Source organism: Neisseria gonorrhoeae, assembly GCF_013030075.1.
GTDB lineage: Bacteria > Pseudomonadota > Gammaproteobacteria > Burkholderiales > Neisseriaceae > Neisseria > Neisseria gonorrhoeae.
The window spans coordinates 1,242,436-1,257,332 of record NZ_AP023069.1 but is presented as its reverse complement, the minus strand read 5'-3'; the positions used below and the strand labels follow the sequence as shown (position 1 = coordinate 1,257,332).

9 protein-coding genes, 1 tRNA gene and 6 pseudogenes are annotated in these 14,897 nt (G+C 55.4%); 9 read left to right on the top strand and 7 right to left on the bottom strand.

The window, feature by feature from the left end:
• Positions 1-167: 167 nt before the first annotated feature.
• The 6 genes and pseudogenes from HT085_RS06600 to HT085_RS06570 all read right to left on the bottom strand — a co-directional run bounded on the left by HT085_RS06600 (position 168) and on the right by HT085_RS06570 (position 4,726).
• Positions 168-1,232 (bottom strand): glycosyltransferase family 4 protein, encoded by a 1,065-nt coding sequence (locus HT085_RS06600; protein WP_003691706.1) that lies wholly within the window; start codon positions 1,230-1,232, stop codon positions 168-170.
• A complete protein-coding gene (locus tag HT085_RS06595) occupies positions 1,233-1,997 on the bottom strand; it encodes a glycosyltransferase family 2 protein (protein ID WP_003691703.1) in 765 nt (254 codons plus the stop codon).
• 68 nt (positions 1,998-2,065) lie between these two features.
• Positions 2,066-2,141: transfer RNA gene (locus tag HT085_RS06590), tRNA-Ile, on the bottom strand.
• Between the two features lie 53 nt (positions 2,142-2,194).
• Positions 2,195-3,551: pseudogene (locus tag HT085_RS12280) on the bottom strand (beta-ketoacyl-[acyl-carrier-protein] synthase).
• Positions 3,545-4,274 (bottom strand): annotated as a pseudogene (gene fabG / locus HT085_RS06575) (3-oxoacyl-ACP reductase FabG). The pseudogenes HT085_RS12280 and fabG overlap by 7 nt, the downstream one beginning before the upstream one ends.
• A gap of 22 nt (positions 4,275-4,296) precedes the next feature.
• Positions 4,297-4,726, bottom strand: a pseudogene (locus HT085_RS06570) (hotdog family protein).
• A 199-nt stretch (positions 4,727-4,925) separates the two neighbouring features.
• On the opposite strand from HT085_RS06570, the pseudogene HT085_RS06565 reads away from it, so the two are divergent.
• From HT085_RS06565 to ubiD, 5 genes and pseudogenes are all read left to right on the top strand, one after another.
• Positions 4,926-5,668: pseudogene (locus HT085_RS06565) on the top strand (beta-ketoacyl synthase chain length factor); the annotation flags it as partial.
• 2 nt (positions 5,669-5,670) lie between these two features.
• A pseudogene (locus tag HT085_RS11820) lies at positions 5,671-5,754 on the top strand (acyl carrier protein); the annotation flags it as partial.
• Between the two features lie 75 nt (positions 5,755-5,829).
• A pseudogene (locus HT085_RS12275) lies at positions 5,830-6,366 on the top strand (COG4648 family protein).
• A gap of 6 nt (positions 6,367-6,372) precedes the next feature.
• Entirely contained in the window at positions 6,373-6,888 is a 516-nt protein-coding gene (locus HT085_RS06550; protein WP_014580282.1) for a DUF2199 domain-containing protein, read from the top strand.
• A 19-nt stretch (positions 6,889-6,907) separates the two neighbouring features.
• Complete coding sequence (ubiD, locus tag HT085_RS06545; protein ID WP_003695709.1) at positions 6,908-8,386, top strand: 4-hydroxy-3-polyprenylbenzoate decarboxylase; 1,479 nt, start codon at positions 6,908-6,910, stop codon at positions 8,384-8,386.
• A 63-nt stretch (positions 8,387-8,449) separates the two neighbouring features.
• Here ubiD and HT085_RS06540 read toward each other — a convergent pair whose 3' ends face one another.
• Complete coding sequence (locus tag HT085_RS06540; protein WP_003693786.1) at positions 8,450-10,552, bottom strand: AsmA family protein; 2,103 nt, start codon at positions 10,550-10,552, stop codon at positions 8,450-8,452.
• Positions 10,553-10,642: 90 nt separating this feature from the next.
• Between HT085_RS06540 and HT085_RS06535 the strand changes: the two genes are divergently transcribed.
• The 4 genes from HT085_RS06535 to HT085_RS06520 all read left to right on the top strand — a co-directional run bounded on the left by HT085_RS06535 (position 10,643) and on the right by HT085_RS06520 (position 14,864).
• Positions 10,643-11,536, top strand: coding sequence for a chorismate mutase (locus HT085_RS06535; protein WP_003691684.1), 894 nt, complete (start codon positions 10,643-10,645; stop codon positions 11,534-11,536).
• 139 nt (positions 11,537-11,675) lie between these two features.
• Positions 11,676-12,527, top strand: a complete 852-nt coding sequence (folP, locus tag HT085_RS06530) for a dihydropteroate synthase (RefSeq protein WP_003691682.1) — start codon at positions 11,676-11,678, stop codon at positions 12,525-12,527.
• Between the two features lie 129 nt (positions 12,528-12,656).
• Positions 12,657-13,991: a phosphoglucosamine mutase gene (glmM, locus tag HT085_RS06525; RefSeq protein WP_003691680.1), complete on the top strand. Its 1,335-nt coding sequence runs from the start codon at positions 12,657-12,659 to the stop codon at positions 13,989-13,991.
• Between the two features lie 189 nt (positions 13,992-14,180).
• On the top strand, positions 14,181-14,864 hold the full coding sequence (locus HT085_RS06520; protein WP_002216652.1) for a DedA family protein: 684 nt from the start codon (positions 14,181-14,183) through the stop codon (positions 14,862-14,864).
• Positions 14,865-14,897: the final 33 nt, after the last annotated feature.

Sequence of the window (14,897 nt, the reverse complement as noted above, 5' to 3'; positions counted from 1 at the left end):
GGGAAGACGCTGCAAAACTTTGCCAATAGGCTGCGCGATATCGGGGGATATTGGGATTTTCTTATTTTGAAGGATGAATTCGGGGTGTTTTTTTCCAATGAACGAATATAATTTGGCGGTTTGTTGCATCAAAGGCTTTCAGACGGCATAGGCCGCCTGAAAGCGGCTTATATTGCATCCAATAATTTGTCGGCGGTATGGTTGATGGTAAAACGGGCGGCGACGCATTGATGTCCTGCCGTTGCCAGTGCGTTTTTTGCTTCGGGGTTTAAGACGAGGCGTTCGATTTCGTCCGCCAAAGATTCAGGCGTAAGCCTGTCCAGCAGAATCCCCGATTGATGATGTTCGATAATTTCCTTTTGCGCACCCAAAGTATTGGAAATCACCGCCGTTCGGCAGTACATCGCCTCGCATAATGACAAACCGAATGCCTCCGGGACGAGGCTGGGCAAAACCACGACATCGCTTTGGCGGTAAAACGAAGCAAGTTTTTCGGTAAACCCTTCAAAAGAAACAAATGGTTCTGCTCCCGAAGCAGATACGCCCCGCTTCAGGCGGCACATATAATCCGGATGTCCGTGCCCTGCCAATTTGAGCCTGATTTGAGGATATTTCCGATGCAGTATCACACAGGCTTCAATCAGGTTTTCCAATCCTTTTTCCGGACTGATCCTGCCGGCGTAGGCGACGGTAAAAAAACGGCTGTCGGGTTTTTCTTGAGACGGGGGGAACCGGCCGGTATCGATACCGTTATGAACAATCCGGTATTTTTCTTTAAAGGGATTGTCGGCGGTTTGCACATCGTAAACCAGACGGGAAACGCAAATAAAGCGGTCGGTGTTTTTCTGTATCAGGCGGTGATAAAAATCGGTTTTGTTGGCGACGACATTATGTTTGACAAATATCAGGCGCACCCCGGTCAGTTTTTTCAAAAGTACGGATAAGGCGGCAATTTTGCCGGTGTGTATCATCAGGTGGGAAATGTGGTTTTCCCGGATAAAGCGGGTAAGCGCGTAGAGCGAAAACAGCCCGTTGAACGTGTGAAGGCGCGTTGTGAAAACGGAAGAAACTTCGGAAAAGCGTCTGCGCATCAATTCATCATTTTTATTGACGGCGGTAAACATGGTGCAGCCCCGAAGTCCCAATGCTTTTGAAACATCATAGACATATTGTTCGCCCCCACCCCAAATCTTGGCCGATACGATATTTAATATCCTGAATTCTTTTTCCATTTAAAATTTTCCGCCGGATTTGTACAGATAATATAGTTTGACATATTTAATCATCGTGTAATAGCTGTGGTTGACGGACATAATCCAACCCATTTTTCCATCAAGAAACCCTTTGTTCAGGATATAAATTTTGAAAAAACCCCAAATCGGACGGAGGATAATGTCCCTAACGAAACTCACGGGCTTTCCCTGCTCCCGGTATTTCTCGGCCGAGATGGAAGTATATTTGTTGAACTTGTTGAAATATTGTTCCCAGTTGTCGTACGTGTAATGGTACATAAAATGTTTCAGACGGCGTTCGGGGTAGGGGGTCTGTACGGTTTCGTGTACTTTGCCTTGCACCGAACCGCCTTTTTTCGGCATCAGACGGCATACGCTGTCGGGACGCATCGCGCCGTGTGTGGCGGGATGGTTGGGGAAAAGGTTGCGGCGTTCGACAAAATAGGCGGCATAATCGCCGGTTCGGACAATTTTTGAGATTTCATCAGATAGTTCCGGCGTGCAGCGTTCGTCTGCATCAATCAGGAAAACCCATTCTCCGCCTGCCTGTTCGATGGCAAATGTTTTTTGCGCTCCGAAATCCCCGTTCAAATGCCGTCTGAAGACTTTTGCACCCAAACCCTCGGCAATTTCGGCAGTGTTGTCGGCGCTATGGTCGTCGATAACGATAACTTCTTTATCGAAACGGCAACTTTCAATACATTCCCGAATGTGGTTTGCTTCGTTTTTGGCAACAATCAATACGCTGACTTTTTTCATTATCAAGGTTTCTCAAAGCATTTTGGTTTCACAGGGCGGCAAAAAAGCCCAAACATACGTCCGGGCTTGGGAATTGGTGGGTCCGGTGGGGTTCGAACCCACGACCAAGGGATTATGAGTCCCCTGCTCTAACCCCTGAGCTACAGACCCGTCAAGAGTAGGCGCGTATTGTATAGCATAGCGGTGGGATTGACAAACTTATTTCATCCGATGATTAAGACGCAGTTGCTTCCCCCGAAGGCAAACGACGAGCTGGCGGCAATGCGTTTTTCGGTTTCCCAGCCGTCGCCGGTCAGGTTAATGGCGGGCAGGTCGGGGTCGTTCTGCCCGTCCCAAAGCCGGGGCGGAAGTTTCCCTTCGGGATTGCTTTGCCGGTCGGCAATGCCCCACGCGAACGCGGCTTCGATTGCGCCCGCCGCGCCCAGCGTGTGTCCGGTTTGCGGCTTGGCGGACGTGCAGGGCGTATTGTTGCCGAAAACCGCTGCAACGGCGCGGCTTTCCATACTGCCGTTGTGGTGCGTCCCGGTGCCGTGCAGATTAATCCGGCCGATGTCTTCGGGCGCAAGGCCGGCGTGCTGCAATGCCGTCTGAAAGGCGAGGATTGCGCCTTTGCGTCGGGGCGGGGCGTGGAAATATGGTAGGCATCGCTGCTTGCGCCGTAACCCAGAAGCTGCATACCGCCGGAAAAATCCGCATCGCGCGTCATGATGAATACGGCTGCGCCTTCGCCGATATTGATGCCGTCGCTGTTGGCGCCGTAGCCGACGAGTTCGGCGTAAATTTTCGCACCGCGCCGTTTGGCGTGTTCCAATTCTTCCAATACGAAAATCCCCGCGCCTTTTCTCCGATGACCAGCCCGTCGCGGTTCGCGTCGTATGGACGCGGGGTTTCTTCCGGTTCGCCGTTGCGGCGGCTGGCGGCATAGAGCGAGTCGAAAACATACACTTCGGACGGGCAAAATTCTTCGCCGCCGCCCGCCAGCATCATATCGGTCAGACCGTATTTGATGGCCTCGTAAGCATAACCTATGCCTTGGCTGCCCGAAGAACACGCGCTCGATGTCGGGATGATGCGTCCTTATTAATCCGAAATTAATCCGAAAAAGATGCCGATATTGGCGTCGGCGGTGTGCGGCATCATACGCACATAGGTATTGGCGCCGAAGTTGCGCGACGTGCCGGTCAGCAACAATTCTCCCACATCTCCGATGTCTTTGGTGCCGCCGCCGGAAGAGCCGCAGGCAACGCCCATCCGTCCGTCGGTAATGCTTTCGTCCCCGAGCAAACCGGCATCCGCCAGCGCCTGCTCCGCCGCATCGACGCACAGGTACGACACGCGCCCCATACTTCTGAGCCGCTTGCGCGTCCAATGTTTCGGCGGCGCGTAATCCTCAATCGGCGCACCCAGTTGCGCTTCCAATTCGGGGAAACGTTCGCGCCAATCCATATATTTGACGGCGTTTTTTTCGGCTTTGAATGCTGCCTGTATGCTTTGCCAATCCCGGCCGAAGGCGGTAATGCCGCCTATGCCCGTTACTGCGACCCTTCTGGTATTCAACACAAACCTCCGTTCACCGCAATCACCTGGCGCGTGATATACGCCGCTTTTTCATCCATCAGGAAGTGCACTGCGTGCGCCACTTCTTCCGGCAGTCCCATACGCGCGGCGGGGACGGCTTTCAAAATTTCTCCGACGGGTACGTTTTCATCGACAATCTCCGTATCGATCAAACCCGGCGCCACGCAGTTGACGGTGATTTTGCGTTTCGCCGGTTCGACCGCCAAGGCTTTTGCCGCGCCGATAATGCCCGCTTTTGACGCGCTGTAATTGACCTGCCCCCGGTTGCCCGTCAGGCCGGACACCGATGCCATACACACAATCCGTCCGGCTTTGCGGCGGCGTATCATCGGCATAACCAGCGGATGCAGTACATTGTAAAAACCGTCCAAATTAGTCCGCGGCACCACATCTCAATCGTCGTCTGAAAACGCGGGGAAGGCATTGTCGCGCGTCAGGCCGGCGTTCAACACCACGCCGTAATACGCGCCGTTTGCTTCGATGTCGGCGGTCAGAATCTCGCGGCAGGCTTCGCGGTCGGACACGTCAAACTGCAACACGCGCGCATTTCTGCCCAAAGCGCGGATTTCTTCCGCCACGGCTTCGGCTTCGTCGCGGCGGCTGCGGCAGTGGACGGCGATATCAAAGCCGTCGTCCGCCAAAACCGAGTGCGGCGGCTTTGCCTATGCCTCTGTTTGAGCCGGTAATCAGGACGGTTTCACGTATGTGCGTGTCTGTTCAGACGGCATTAAGTTGTTTCGACAGGGTGTTCGGGGCTGTACACGTTGAGTGAGGCGCGCGCCAAAATGCCGTCTGAAGGGAGTGTTCCGGACGAAGTTTCCGGCGCATCCGTCCAACGCAGTTCGCAGTCGAACACGCCCATTCCCCCGGCATCCTGAATAGACATATGCGCCGTTGCCAGCAGATGCGTGCCGACAGGGACGGATTGGGCGAAGATTTCAAGTTTGCGCGTGCCGGGCAGGAAAACCGAGCCGGACCGGTTGCGCCTTTTTTCGGGCTTGGAGGCCGGCATATGCGCCGACAGCCTGCGCCATCAGTTCGATAAATGCCGTGTAGGACAGTATGCCGCCGGCCAGCAGGATGTGGTCGGGTTTTACCTGCGCCCCTGCTTCGACAAAATCATCGCCGTATCGGGTAATGCGGTCTATCAGAACCATACGCCCGCTGTGCGGCAGCAGGGAGGCGGTGTCGGTAATCGGGCATTATAATGATAAATGTAAATTCAGGCTAATTCGGGCGGTTTGCCGAGGGGCGGCGTTGTCGGAAAAAATGGCGTGGATGCGTTTGAATTTCGGCATTGTCAGGGGGATGGGCTTTGGTTAGAATGCGGCACAGTGTAAATTTTTGAAAGAAACTATGCCGCCGATTATTTGCCGGTTCCACTTCGACATCGCCGACTGGCGGGTTTCGGGCGGCAAAATGCGCGATATGGCCCAGTGGAGGCAGTGGGCGGAATGTCCGGATTTTGCCGACGGTTTGCCCGATGTCAGGCGGGAATTGCCGTTCCTGCCCGCTATGCGGCGCCGCCGTTTGAGTAAGGCGGCGCGTTTGGTATGCGACGCGGCTTGGGACATTGCCTCCGCCCATCCCGGCAGTCCGGTAGTTTATGCCTCGCACGACGGGGAAATGGCGCGTAGTTTCGATTTGTGGTTGGAACTGTTGAAATCGCATACCGTGTCGCCGACTTCGTTCGGTTTGTCGGTGCACAATGCGACGGCGGGGCAATGGTCGATATTGAGGCGGGATATGAGCGAGCAGACGGCATTGGCCGTGTGTGCCGACGGTGTGGAAACGGCATTGGCGGAAGCGGCGTCCCTGTTGGAAGAGGGATGCGGGTCGGTTTTGGTTTTGGCGGCGGACGATCCGCTGCCGGAAGGATATGCCGTATCGGCAACGCGCGCGCCGTTTGCTTATGCTTTGGCGATGGTTCTGACCAAAGGGACGCGTTACACCTGACTTTGTCTGCTTCGGACGATATGCCGTCTGAAGCCGGTATGCTGCCCGAGGCATATTGGAGCGGTTTGGAATGGGTGCGTTTTCTGCTGAACGGCAGTCGGGAATGCCGCCGGGTATATCGCAATCGTGAATGGTTGTGGCAGCCCGCAAGCTGCAGGCTGAAGATTTCCGCAATGTCCGCACCGTCAACGACGTGGTACAGGCGGTATTGAAGATTCAGGCCGGCTAATCGGGTATTTCTAATTATTTTTCAGACGGCATGTTTTTATCGGATGCCGTCTGAAAACGTTTGTGCGGATTCAAAATGAAACCCGGTTTTTTCGGACATATTTTTTTGACCGTATTAAGCATTGCCTATCCCGCTTTGTGGTATAGTGGATTAAATTTAAACCGGTACGGCGTTGCCTCGCCTTGCCGTACTATTTGTACTGTCTGCGGCTTCGCCGCCTTGTCCTGATTTTTGTTAATCCACTATATTACACTGTTTTTTGCCGCAGTATTGGTGTTCGGGCGGCGTGATTCAATGTATTGGTATCCTGTCCTCGTTAATTTGATGATGTTGGCGGTGTTCGGCAGCAGCCTGTTTGCCGGGCAGACGGTGATTGAAAAACTTGCGCGGCTGCAACAGCCCGACCTGCCTGAAAAAGCCGTGCGCTATACCCGCCGGGTAACGCAGGTTTGGTGCGTATTCTTTATTGCCAACGGGACGCTTGCCGCTTTGTTGGCCCGGTTGGGGCGATATGATTGGTGGGCGGTTTATACAGGCGTGATTGCCTATGTATTGATGGGGATGCTGTTTGCCGGCGAATGGCTTTACCGCAAACTTGTGTTGAAAGTCTGAAACCTTATGCACACTTGCACTTCCTGCGGCGAAAAACATGAAGATATGCCCGCAACCGGCTTTACCGCCCCCTATCCCTATAATCAACTCAGTGAAGAAGAACGCATTGCTTATCAAGCGGAATGCGATTCTGATTTCTGCATCATCCGCTATTCCGGCCAAACCGACCGCTTTATCCGCGCGGTGCTGCCTATTCCGATTATCGGGCATCAGGAAACGCTGGAATACGGCGTGTGGGTGTCCGTCAGCGAAAAGAGTTTTAACGACTATCAAAGCCGCTTTTACGACAACCCTGAAAACGCCGTTTATTTCGGTATGATTTGCAATCGGCTGCCCCCTTATGAAACCGACACCTTCGGTCTGCACTGCAATGTCGTTACCCAGTCTGACAACCAACGCCCTTTGCTGCAACTTCATCAAAGCGGCGGACATCCGCCGGTACGCGACTTTTATCACGGCATGGGATATGCCGAAGCGCAGGCAAGGATAGGGGCGGTATCCGAATCGGATTGTTCAGGATAAAAGGACAAAAAGGATAAACATGAAATACAAAGACCTGCGCGACTTCATCGCTATGCTCGAGCAGCAGGGCAAGCTCAAGCGCGTCGCCCACCCCGTTTCCCCGCATTTGGAAATGACCGAAATTGCCGACCGCGTGTTGCGCGCCGAAGGGCCGGCGTTGTTGTTTGAAAACCCGATTAAGCCCGACGGTACGCGCTATGATTATCCCGTGTTGGCGAACCTGTTCGGCACCCCCGAACGTGTGGCGATGGGCATGGGCGCGGACAGCGTGTCCAAGCTGCGCGAAATCGGGCAGACGCTGGCGTATTTGAAAGAACCCGAACCGCCCAAAGGCATCAAAGACGCGTTTTCCAAACTGCCGCTGTTGAAAGATATTTGGAGCATGGCGCCGAACGTGGTGAAAAACGCGCCGTGTCAGGAAATCGTGTGGGAAGGAGAAGACGTTGATTTGTATCAGCTTCCGATTCAACATTGCTGGCCGGAAGACGTTGCGCCGCTGGTAACGTGGGGCTTGACCGTCACGCGCGGGCCGCACAAAAAACGCCAAAATCTCGGCATTTACCGCCAACAACTCATCGGCAAAAACAAGCTGGTTATGCGCTGGCTGTCGCATCGCGGCGGCGCGTTGGATTATCAGGAATTCCGCAAACTCAATCCCGATACGCCGTATCCCGTCGCCGTCGTACTCGGTTGCGACCCCTCCACCATTTTGGGCGCGGTAACGCCCGTTCCCGATACTTTGAGCGAATACCAGTTTGCCGGACTGCTGCGCGGTTCGCGGACGGAGCTGGTGAAATGTATCGGCAGCGATTTGCAAGTGCCTGCCCGTGCTGAAATTGTATTGGAAGGCGTGATTCATCCAAACGAAACCGCGTTGGAAGGCCCATACGGCGACCACACGGGCTATTACAACGAGCAGGGCCATTTCCCTGTGTTTACGGTCGAACGCATCACCATGCGCGAAAACCCGATTTACCACTCTACCTACACAGGCAAACCGCCCGACGAACCTGCCGTTTTGGGCGTGGCGTTGAACGAAGTGTTCGTACCGCTTTTGCAAAAGCAGTTCTCCGAAATCACCGATTTCTACCTGCCGCCCGAAGGCTGTTCCTACCGCATGGCGGTGGTCAGCATGAAAAAACAGTACGCCGGACACGCCAAGCGCGTGATGACGGGCTGCTGGTCGTTCCTGCGCCAGTTTATGTACACCAAATTCATCATCGTGGTGGATGACGATGTAAACGTGCGCGACTGGAAAGAAGTCATCTGGGCGGTAACCACGCGCATGGACCCCGTCCGCGACACCGTTTTGGTGGAAAACACGCCCATCGACTACCTCGACTTCGCCAGCCCCGTCAGCGGACTCGGCGGCAAAATGGGTTTGGATGCGACCAGCAAATGGCCGGGAGAAACCGACCGCGAATGGGGACGGGTAATCAAAAAAGACCCTGCGGTTACGGTTAAAATTGATGGGATTTGGGGGAAATTGGGGTTGTAGGTTTTACGGTCATGCCGTCTGAAGATTAATGTGTTTCAGACGGCATTTTTGTACGCAGGGTATTTACGGTTCTTTAGGTTTGAGCCACTGCCATTGTTCCAGCAGGGTGTCTTCGAGGATTTTCTGTTTCTCTTTGCGCGAATTGATGCCGCCGGTCAGCCTGCCGTAATCGACGGTAATGGACGGCTTGTCCACCGTACCGGTGATTTTCAGGGGAATCGGTTTGTTTTTCGGATGGACGGCGTTGCGGATAAGGACATCTTCAGACAATTCCTGCGTATCCAGATTGGTATAGCCGTTGCTGGTAACATAGAGGCTGTCGGAGAAGAGTTCGGTATCGATGTGGCGGCTGATGCCGTCTGAAATTTCGCTGTTGAGCGTGAATCGGTAGAAGGGTGTGCTGCCCGAGATTTTTCCGGAAAGGCCGTTTTTTAAAATGCTGTCCATATCGATGCCGTGCCACGCGCCGTTGGAAATATTCAGCGACAGGCTGCCTTGCAGCGAGCGGATAAGCTGTTTGCGGTTTTCGCCGCTTGCGGTCAGGTCGATGACCGCATCGCCGTTGCCGCTGAAGCTGTGGAAGCCGAACAGGTCTTGCAGCAGCGGTTGGATTTGGATGTTGCTTGCATTCTGTTGCAGGCGGTAAGTGGCGGGACGGGTGTTGGCGATGCTGATGCCGCCTTCGGTATGGCCGCCGTAAAGCCCTGACTTGAAACGGCTGAGCGCGATATGGTCTTTGTCGGCGTGGAGGTAGGTTTCCATATCGTCCAGTTGCAAGCCGGGGAGTTGGATGCTGCCGATTTTGAGGTGTGCCTCGACGTTGCCGGACAGCCTGCCGAGGATGTCGGGGAATATTTTGCCGTTTTGTTGCCGAAATTCGTCAAGATAGGGGGCGAGGTTTAATTTTTGCAGCGCGGCGGCGGCTTCCAGGTGCGGTGCGCCTTCCCGCGTATATTTGAATTTTGCGGCAACGGGTTGGCGGTCGAATGTGCCGTTTAATTCGGCATTCCAATTTTGCAGATTCGGTATGGACAGCGAACCGTCGAGCCGGCTGATGAAACGGGGTTGCGGCAGGCGGTCGACGGTATCCTGAAGGGTCGATATGTGCAGGCGCGGGGCGTCCAGCCCGTTGTCCCGACTCCAAACCAACGGCGAGCCGAGGGAGAAATTGGTTTGAAGGCGCGGTGTTTTGAAGCTGCCGGAGATTTCGGCGTTGCCGATGTTGGCGATGCCGGAGTGCAGGTTGGCTTTGTCGAGTTTGAACGAACCGTCCCATCGGGCATATTCGCCGCCGGCGGTAAACGTGCCGTTGACCGTGCCGGTTTTGATGCTGTTGTTTTTGAGTGCCAGTGCGGGGATTTGCGCGGTCAGGTGGAGGTTGCGGAAGGAAGTGTCTGCACGCAGGCCGAGGCCGGCGGCATCCGCTCCGCCGGCGTTGAAGCGGACAGAAGGGCTGCCGGTGGTGGAAATGGTGATGCCGTGTCCGTCCAGCGAAGTGGAAGCTTCAAAATGGAACGGTGAGATTTCGGGCGTGCCGATGCCGTCTGAAAGGAACAGCCCCCTGCTTTTCCACGGGACGGACAGCTTTCTCCAAACCAGTATGCCCGAACTTTCAAACTGCTGCCCCGACGAATCGGGGGATTGCAGGTTGAGGCTGATTTCCTTCAGGATAAGCTGTTGCTGCAGGAAATTGAGGCGGACGGTGCTGTTTTCGACGATAATGCGGTTGACTGAGGCGGAGTGTTTCGCGCCGTCGAACAGGTCTTGGATGTTCCAAGCGCCGTTTCTGTCGCGCGTCAGGGCAAGATCCGCACCCGAAACCACCCATTTTTCAACCTGTATCCGATCCGACCACAGGTTTTTCCAGCTCAATCCGATTTTGGTTTCTTTGACGGAAACGGCGACCCGGCCGCCGTCGGGTTCGGTAATGGTCAGGTTTTTCAGGATGACGGTCGGGCGGGGCAGAAGCCTGCGCCGTATATCCGCATCAAACGAGATTTTCCGGTGGGTATGGGCAATGCTTTGTTGGAGGCGGCTGCGGATGTTTTCGGGCGTGAAGGTGCGATATACGGAAGCGTGCAGCCCGACTGCCGCCAAAAGCAGCATCGTCAGCACCGCCACCGCATATTTCAGACGGTATTTGTGGAAAACCGATAATAAATCCATAGCCCGAACAATCTGTAAAACACGCCACAGTATAACACGGCTTGCAAAAATCCTATTTTGGGCGGGCCGTCTCTTGTGTCAGGAGGAAATATGATTATTGTCATGAGCAGGCGTGCCGCCGAAGCGGACATTGCCGGCGTTGTCGCCTTCATCCGCAGCAGAGGTCTGCGAGAACACATTTCTCACGGCGACGAGCGTACCGTCATCGGCGCAATCGGCGACGATAGGGTTTTGAGCGTCAGGGAGGTACAGACGCTGCCGGAGGTCGAGAAAGCCGTCCGCATTTTGGACACATGGAAAACCGTCAGTCGGGAAAATCGGGCGGAAGACAGCCGCGTTGCCGCCAAAGGCGTGGCTTTCGGCGGCGGGGAAACCGTCCGTATCGCTGCAGAACCGTCAGTATGGAGCAATGCGGATGCAGTGTTTCTGGATCCGTTTTTCACTTCGGCAAACTTATACGACACTTTAAGTGCGGATGAAGGGCGGGGACGGTGCAGACGGTTGGCGGAACAGGCCGCATCGGCGCATGGCGCAGGGAAACCCGTATTGGTGCGCGTTCGCAACGTCCGCCATGTCGAAGCGGCTTTGAATGCGGGAGCGGACATCCTGTATTTGGGCGGCGGGCTGATGTCCGATCTTGCCGTATTGAATGAAGCCGGAAGCCTGAACATTCCCTTGGTTCTGTGTAAAGACAAGCACCATTCTGCCGAAGATTGGTTGAATGCCGCAGAATATGTCGTCTCGCGCGGCAACCGCCACCTGATTCTGGGCGAGTCGGGCGTGTTGGGCCATACCAAAGGCCATCCCTACCGTTTGGATGTCGAATCCATCGTGAAAGTCCGCCAAATCAGCCATCTGCCCGTGATTGCGAATATTACGGGATTATGGAGCCGCGATATGCCGCAGGAAATCCTGTACGGCTTGGCAAAGGCGGCAGGCGCGTGCGGAATCGTCGGAACCTGTTTTGAAAAGGCGGGCGGATAGCAGGCATGCCGGCAGATTCAAAGGCGGCGCAGACATTGGGACAACATGCCGTCTGCCGCCCGAATAGCGGTGCCGTCCGAAGCGCACAAGACGGTTTCAGACGGCATATAATCTGTTTTTTATTTCGGGAGGAGTTCAGATGGCACGACACGTTTGGCGGGCAGGACGGTTTGAAATCGGTTTGGACAAACCGAAAATCATGGGCATCGTGAATCTCACGCCCGATTCTTTTTCCGACGGCGGCGCGTATTCGCAAAACGCCCAAACAGCTTTGGCGCATGCCGAACGGCTTTTGAAAGAGGGTGCGGACATTCTCGACATCGGCGGCGAATCGACGCGGTCGGGTGCGGATTTCGTTCCGCCCGAAGAAGAATGGGCGCGGGTTGAGCCTGTATTGGCGGAAGCGGCGGGGTGGGGCGTTCCCGTCAGTTTGGACACGCGCCGCACGGTGGTTATGGAAAAGGCGTTGGCACTCGGCGGCATCGATATTATCAATGATGTGGCGGCGTTGACCGACGAAGGTGCGGTCGAATTGCTGGCGCGCCAGGCGGACACGGGCATTTGCCTGATGCATATGCGGGGCTTGCCCGAAACCATGCAGGACAATCCGAAATATCAGGATGTGGTCGGCGAAGTGGCACGTTATCTGAAAACACGGTCAGAAACCTGTGTCGCGGCAGGCATCGCGCCGCAACGGATTACGCTCGACCCGGGTTTCGGCTTCGGCAAGAACCTGCAACACAATATCGCACTGATGCGGCATTTGCCCGAATTGATGGCGGAAACCGGTTTGCCGCTGCTGATCGGTGTGTCGCGCAAAAGCATGATAGGTGAGCTGACCGGTGAGGCGGACGCGGCGGCGCGCGTACACGGCAGCGTGGCAGCGGCTTTGGCTTCCGTGGCACGCGGAGCGCAAATCGTGCGCGTGCACGATGTGAAGGCGACGGCGGACGCGTTGAAGGTGTGGGAAGCGTTGGGCGTGAACCGGTAAACGGCGGTTTTTGCGCCGAATGCCGTCTGAAAAGGGCGGGACGGCTTCAGACGGCATCAACGGTGCAGGCAGCAGGGCGCAAACTGACTGTATAATCTCGGACAACGGTTCACATTCACGGAGCAAATGATGGCAAAAAAATATTTCGGCACGGACGGCGTGCGCGGCGAAGTCGGTCAGTTTCCGATTACGCCCGATTTTGTATTGAAACTCGGCTATGCGGCGGGGCAGGTGCTGGTGCAGCACGATACCGATCAGAAACCGACCGTCCTCATCGGCAAAGACACGCGCATTTCAGGCTATATGCTGGAAGCCGCGCTGGTAGCGGGCTTTACGGCGGCGGGTGTGAATGTGGTACAGACCGGGCCGTTGCCCACGCCCGGTGTGGCTTATCTGACCCGCGCATTGCGCCTGTCCGCCGGCGTGATGATTTCCGCGTCGCACAACACCTATTCCGACAACGGCATCAAATTCTTTGCCGAAGGCGGCGTGAAACTTTCCGATGAAGTCGAGTTGGAAATCGAAGCCAAAATCGATGAAGAAATGAAAACCCAACCGTCCGCACGTCTCGGACGCGCCCGCCGCATCAGCGGTGCGGACGACCGCTATATCGAGTTTTGCAAATCCACCTTCCCCGGCCATTCCGACCTTCGGGGTTTGAAGTTGGTTATCGATACCGCCAACGGTGCAGGATACGGCGTTGCACCCAAAGTGTTCCACGAACTCGGCGCACAGGTCGTCAGCATCGGCAACGAACCCAACGGCTACAACATCAACGAAAAATGCGGCGCGACCCATACCAAAACCCTCCAAGCCGCCGTGTTGCAAAACGAAGCCGATTACGGTATTGCCTTGGACGGCGATGGCGACCGCCTGATGATGGTCGATAAAAACAGGCAGGTTTACGACGGCGACAGCCTGATTTACGTCATCGCCAAAGCCCGCACCCGAGAAGGTATCAACATCGGCGGCGTGGTCGGAACGGTCATGACCAATATGGCGATGGAAATCGCCCTGAAAGAGCAGGGCGTCGATTTCTGCCGCGCCAAAGTCGGCGACCGCTATGTGTTGGAACAGCTGAACCAACGCGGCTGGCTCATCGGCGGCGAAGCCAGCGGCCATATTTTGTGCATGGACAAACATAACACCGGCGACGGCATTATTTCCGCGCTGCAAGTCTTGGCGGCGCTGCAAATCCTGAACCAAGACCTCGCCGCCGTTTGCGCCGATTGGCAGCCGTATCCGCAAACGATGATTAACGTGCGCATCCAAAAGGGTCAGAAATGGCAGGAGGCTTCGAAAGACGTGTTGGCCGAAGTGGAAAAAGAACTCGAAGGCAAAGGGCGTGTCGTGTTGCGCGCTTCGGGAACCGAACCCGTCGTGCGCGTGATGGTCGAGGCGCGTCAGGCCGATTGGGCGCGCGACGGGGCGGAGCGTATCGCCGCCGCCATCGGCGGCATTTAGGCAAAATCAGGCAAAACCGTTTCAACAGCGGCGGTTTTCCTGTTTAAATGCCGTCTGAACGTCCGGCGGGGGCGCGAATCTGCCCCCCCTGCCGCTTTCAGACGGCATAATCTTTGATAGAATGCCGTTTCGCGCAGAAAATGTTTCGGCTTGTTCTGACTTTTTATCTCCGACAATGGAATATCCGCTATGTTTGCCCTTTTGGAAGCCTTTTTTGTCGAATACGGCTATGCGGCCGTGTTTTTCGTTTTGGTCATCTGCGGTTTCGGCGTGCCGATTCCCGAAGATTTGACCTTGGTAACGGGCGGCGTGATTTCGGGTATGGGTTATACCAATCCGCATATTATGTTTGCGGTCGGTATGCTCGGCGTGTTGGCGGGCGACGGCGTGATGTTTGCCGCCGGACGCATCTGGGGGCAGAAAATCCTCAAGTTCAAACCGATTGCGCGCATCATGACGCCGAAACGTTACGCGCAGGTTCAGGAAAAATTCGACAAATACGGCAACTGGGTTCTGTTTGTCGCCCGTTTCCTGCCGGGTTTGCGGACTGCCGTTTTCGTTACCGCCGGCATCAGCCGCAAAGTATCGTATCTGCGCTTTCTGATTATGGACGGGCTGGCCGCGCTGATTTCCGTGCCCGTTTGGATTTACTTGGGCGAGTACGGCGCGCACAACATCGATTGGCTGATGGCGAAAATGCACAGCCTGCAATCGGGCATCTTCATCGCATTGGGCGTGCTGGCGGCGGCGCTGGCGTGGTTCTGGTGGCGCAAACGCCGACATTATCAGCTTTACCGCGCACAATTGAGCGAAAAACGCGCCAAACGCAAGGCGGAAAAGGCAGCGAAAAAAGCGGCACAGAAGCAGCAGTAAATCGGATTTTCGACCGTCCGGACGCATTTCGCG

Bases quoted from the DNA above. Each gene is read 5' to 3' on its own strand.
- HT085_RS06600 (WP_003691706.1), bottom strand. From the start codon at position 1,232: ATGGAAAAAGAATTCAGGATATTAAATATCGTATCGGCCAAGATTTGG.
- HT085_RS06550 (WP_014580282.1), top strand. From the start codon at position 6,373: ATGCACACTTGCACTTCCTGCGGCGAAAAACATGAAGATATGCCCGCA.
- ubiD (WP_003695709.1), top strand. From the start codon at position 6,908: ATGAAATACAAAGACCTGCGCGACTTCATCGCTATGCTCGAGCAGCAG.
- HT085_RS06540 (WP_003693786.1), bottom strand. From the start codon at position 10,552: ATGGATTTATTATCGGTTTTCCACAAATACCGTCTGAAATATGCGGTG.
- HT085_RS06535 (WP_003691684.1), top strand. From the start codon at position 10,643: ATGATTATTGTCATGAGCAGGCGTGCCGCCGAAGCGGACATTGCCGGC.
- folP (WP_003691682.1), top strand. From the start codon at position 11,676: ATGGCACGACACGTTTGGCGGGCAGGACGGTTTGAAATCGGTTTGGAC.
- glmM (WP_003691680.1), top strand. From the start codon at position 12,657: ATGGCAAAAAAATATTTCGGCACGGACGGCGTGCGCGGCGAAGTCGGT.
- HT085_RS06520 (WP_002216652.1), top strand. From the start codon at position 14,181: ATGTTTGCCCTTTTGGAAGCCTTTTTTGTCGAATACGGCTATGCGGCC.